A 3336-nucleotide genomic window follows, 5' to 3' on the forward strand; every position below is an offset into this window, starting at 1 on the left:
CGGGTCGGGGCTGGGTACGCTTCGATCCTACCGGCGCCGTGCGCCCCGAGCGTGTCAGCCTTGGCGCAGCCTCCGCCGCGTCGGCCAGCGGCGAGGGCATGTCATTCTTCAACGGGGGATGGCTGCGTCCGTTGCGCGACCGCTGGGATGTCGTCAACCAATGGTGGAACCAGGCCGTTAACGGTTTTGACGCGCTACGCCAGCGCGGCATGCTTCAGCCGTTCGGTATACGGCGCACCGATGTCGGCGACCTCGCCATCATCTTCGCCGTGGGCTGCACGCTCCTCATTGCCACCGCACTGGGGTGGGCCCTGTTCCAGCGACGTGAAGGCGATGCGCTGGACGCGTGGATGCGCCGCCTGCAACGCAAGCTTGCCAGGGCAGGCGTAGTGCGACGCACGGGCGAAGGCCCAAGGCATTTCATGGCAAGGGCGGCTCGCTCACTGCCTGCGCATCGAAATGCATTGGAAAGGTTGAGCGAGCTTTACTTGAGTTCACGCTACGCGCACGACGAACCGCCACCTGAACTGGTCAAGCAATTCCGGCAGGCGGTGAGGGAATTCCGGGCGCGCGGCGTGGTCAAATAGGTCATGGCGACGGCTGTGTCCGTCGCCTCCAGGAGAGTGACATGTCCATGTACAAACCGCTGGCCATCGCCGCTGCTACCCTCGCGCTGGGCGCGTGCGCCACGGTACCGCAGCCGCTGCAGGGCCAGTTCAACGACGTGAGCACCGTCAGTGCGCAGCAGGGCGGCGCGCCGGGAGCCAAGGTGCGCTGGGGTGGCGAGATCATCAAGACCGAGCCGGGCCCGCAGCAGACCTGTTTCTTCGTGCTTTCCCAGCCGCTCGACGATGAGGCCCGCCCGACCGCCAGCAAGGCCGAGAGCCAGGGTCGCTTCGTCGCCTGCCGCGATGGTTTCTACGATCCGGAAGTCTTCACCCGCGGCCGCGAGATCACGGTCACCGGCACCCTGCATGGCGCCGTCTCGCAGAAGGTGGGCGATTTCGATTACGCCTACCCGCGCGTGGAAGCCGACGTCGTCTACCTGTGGCCGAAGCGGGTACCGGTGACCCGCTACCCGCCAGGCTTCTACGACCCGTTCTGGGGCCCAGGCTGGGGCCCGGGTTGGGGTCCAGGCTGGGGCCCGTATGGCTATGGCCCGTGGGGCGATCCGTTCTGGTACCGCCCGCGCACGGTGATCGTGCGCCCGGCGCCGCCGCCGCGCCCGCACAGGTAACCGCCAACGAAAAAGCCCGGCTCGCGCCGGGCTTTTTCGTTATCCGATGAACCCTAACCTGGCGGCCAGTGCATCTGGCGGCCCGCCAGCAGATGGACATGGATGTGGAACACCGTCTGGCCACCGTGGCTGTTGGTGTTGATCACCGTGCGGTAGCCGTCCTTCTCGAGCCCCTGCGCCCGGGCATACGCCGCCGCAGCCAGCAACAGCTTGCCAAGCAGCTCCGCATCACCTGGGACAGCATCATCCAGCGTGGCGATCGCCCGCTTGGGAATGAACAGCACGTGCACCGGCGCCTGCGGATTCAGATCGCGAAACGCGAGCACCTCGTCGTCCTCGTAGACGATATCGGCCGGGATCTCCCGGCGGACGATCTTGGCGAAAATCGTATCGGTCACTGCCATCTCCTGAAGGGTTTCAGCCGAGCGATTGCCGGCTGCCGAAAGCGTGGGCCAGCGTGCCCCGGTCGACGAACTCCAGTTCGCCACCAAGGGGCACGCCGTGCGCCAGCCGCGTGGCGCGGATACCGGCCGCCCGGGCCAGCTGGCCGATGTAATGCGCGGTGGCCTCGCCTTCAACGGTGGGGTTGGTCGCGATGATCATCTCTTCCACCTCCCCCTCGCCCAGGCGCGACACGAGGAGGGGCAGGCCCAACTCTTCAGGACCCAGGCCATCCAGCGGGGAGAGCCGGCCCAGGAGCACGAAATAGTGGCCGCGGAAGCCGGTCGCCTGCTCGATGGCCGCGAGGTCCGAGGGCGATTCAACCACGCAAAGCACGTGGCGATCCCGCGTGGCGCTGGCGCACAAGGTGCAGACGGGCGTCTCGCTGAAGTTACGGCAGCGCGTGCAGTTGCCGACGTCCCTCATGGCGGAATCCAGCGCGGAAGCCAGGCGCAAGCCACCCTGCCGCTCGCGTTCGAGCAGGTGGAAGGCCATGCGCTGCGCGCTCTTGGCACCGACACCCGGCAGGCAGCGCAGGGCGTCGATCAGTTCGCCGAGCAGGCGGGAACCGTTGCTCATCGTGACGTGCCGCCTGCTTAGAACGGCATCTTGAAGCCGGGCGGCAGGTTCAGGCCCGACGTCACGCCGCCGAGGCGGCTCCGGCTGACTTCAGCGATCTTGTTCACCGCGTCGTTCACCGCGGCGGCGACGAGATCCTCAGCCATTTCCGGGTCGTCGGCGAACGTCTGGCGGTCGATGTGCACGCTGCGCACTTCGTGGCCGCCGGTCATGGTGACAGTCACCAGGCCGCCACCCGCGCTACCCGTGATTTCCGTCTTCGCCAGTTCTTCCTGCGCACGCTTCATTTCGTCCTGCATGCGCTGGGCCTGCTGCATCAGCTGACCGATTTGACCTTTCATGTTCCTGGCTCCACGGGTTTGATCGATTGGGGAATTACGCGCGCACCAAAGTCGCGCTTGAGCGCCTGCACGAGGGGATCCGCATCCATCGATGCCTCGGCGTTGGCCTGGGCATCGCTCGCGGCTTGTGCGCGGCGCTCTGCAGGGGTGCCGAGGTTGCCGCCTTCCGCGACGAAGCGGAAGCGCACCCGGCGCCCCAGGGCGTTCGAAACCTTCTCTTCCATCTGGCTCGTGAGCGGCTCGACGGCAAGATGCATGTGTTGCGGCTGCAGGGCGAGCACCATCGCGTCACCCTCGAGCCCGCGCAGCGTGCAGTTCTGCGCCAGCTGGCCGATGGGGCCACGAAGGTGCGCGCGCTCCACGATGTCGTGCCAGTCCGGCAGCCCGTTGGCATCGGTACTGATGGGACGCGGCGGCGCAGGCGGCGCGGCAGGTGCCGGCGGCGGGGCCGCGGGGGCCGTGGTGGGTGCGGGGGTGCGTGCAGCCTGTGTCTGGGCCGGGGCGGCGGGCGCCTGGCGCGGTGCCGCTGCAGCCGGCGATGGCGACTGGCGCGTTGCGGCCGGGGCGGTGGCTTGCGCCGGCACGCTCCGCGGCGCCGGCGCACCCTGCCCTGCATCCGCCGGACGGAACGCGTGCATGCGCAGCAGCACCATCTCGAAACCGATGCGCGCATCCGGCGCCATCGGCAGCTCGCGGCGGCCGTTGGTGGTGATCTGGTAGTAAAGCTGCACGTCCTCT

At 68.0% G+C, this 3336-nt stretch carries 6 protein-coding genes; 2 read left to right on the plus strand and 4 right to left on the minus strand.

Annotation, left to right across the window (positions count from 1 at the left end; all coding sequences use genetic code 11):
• Both ACTHLF_RS08135 and ACTHLF_RS08140 read left to right on the plus strand, forming a co-directional pair.
• Positions 1-587: DUF4129 domain-containing protein (locus ACTHLF_RS08135; protein ID WP_440326436.1), on the plus strand; the 587-nt coding region annotated here is incomplete at its 5' end.
• A gap of 41 nt (positions 588-628) precedes the next feature.
• Complete coding sequence (locus tag ACTHLF_RS08140; protein WP_440326438.1) at positions 629-1237, plus strand: Slp family lipoprotein; 609 nt, start codon at positions 629-631, stop codon at positions 1235-1237.
• Between the two features lie 53 nt (positions 1238-1290).
• On the opposite strand, the gene ACTHLF_RS08145 is transcribed toward ACTHLF_RS08140, so the two are convergent.
• The 4 genes from ACTHLF_RS08145 to ACTHLF_RS08160 all read right to left on the minus strand — a co-directional run.
• Positions 1291-1635: a histidine triad nucleotide-binding protein gene (locus ACTHLF_RS08145; RefSeq protein ID WP_440326439.1), complete on the minus strand. Its 345-nt coding sequence runs from the start codon at positions 1633-1635 to the stop codon at positions 1291-1293.
• Between the two features lie 19 nt (positions 1636-1654).
• Positions 1655-2257 carry a recombination mediator RecR gene (recR, locus tag ACTHLF_RS08150; protein ID WP_440326441.1) on the minus strand — a complete coding sequence of 201 codons (603 nt, stop codon included), beginning with the start codon at positions 2255-2257 and terminating at the stop codon, positions 1655-1657.
• Between the two features lie 17 nt (positions 2258-2274).
• Complete coding sequence (locus ACTHLF_RS08155) at positions 2275-2598, minus strand: YbaB/EbfC family nucleoid-associated protein (RefSeq protein WP_440326442.1); 324 nt, start codon at positions 2596-2598, stop codon at positions 2275-2277.
• On the minus strand, positions 2595-3336 hold a 742-nt coding region (locus tag ACTHLF_RS08160), incomplete at its 5' end, for a DNA polymerase III subunit gamma/tau C-terminal domain-containing protein (protein ID WP_440326444.1). The genes ACTHLF_RS08160 and ACTHLF_RS08155, both read right to left, overlap by 4 nt.

The sequence above is a fragment of the Luteibacter sp. genome (assembly GCF_051958795.1).
GTDB lineage: Bacteria > Pseudomonadota > Gammaproteobacteria > Xanthomonadales > Rhodanobacteraceae > Luteibacter.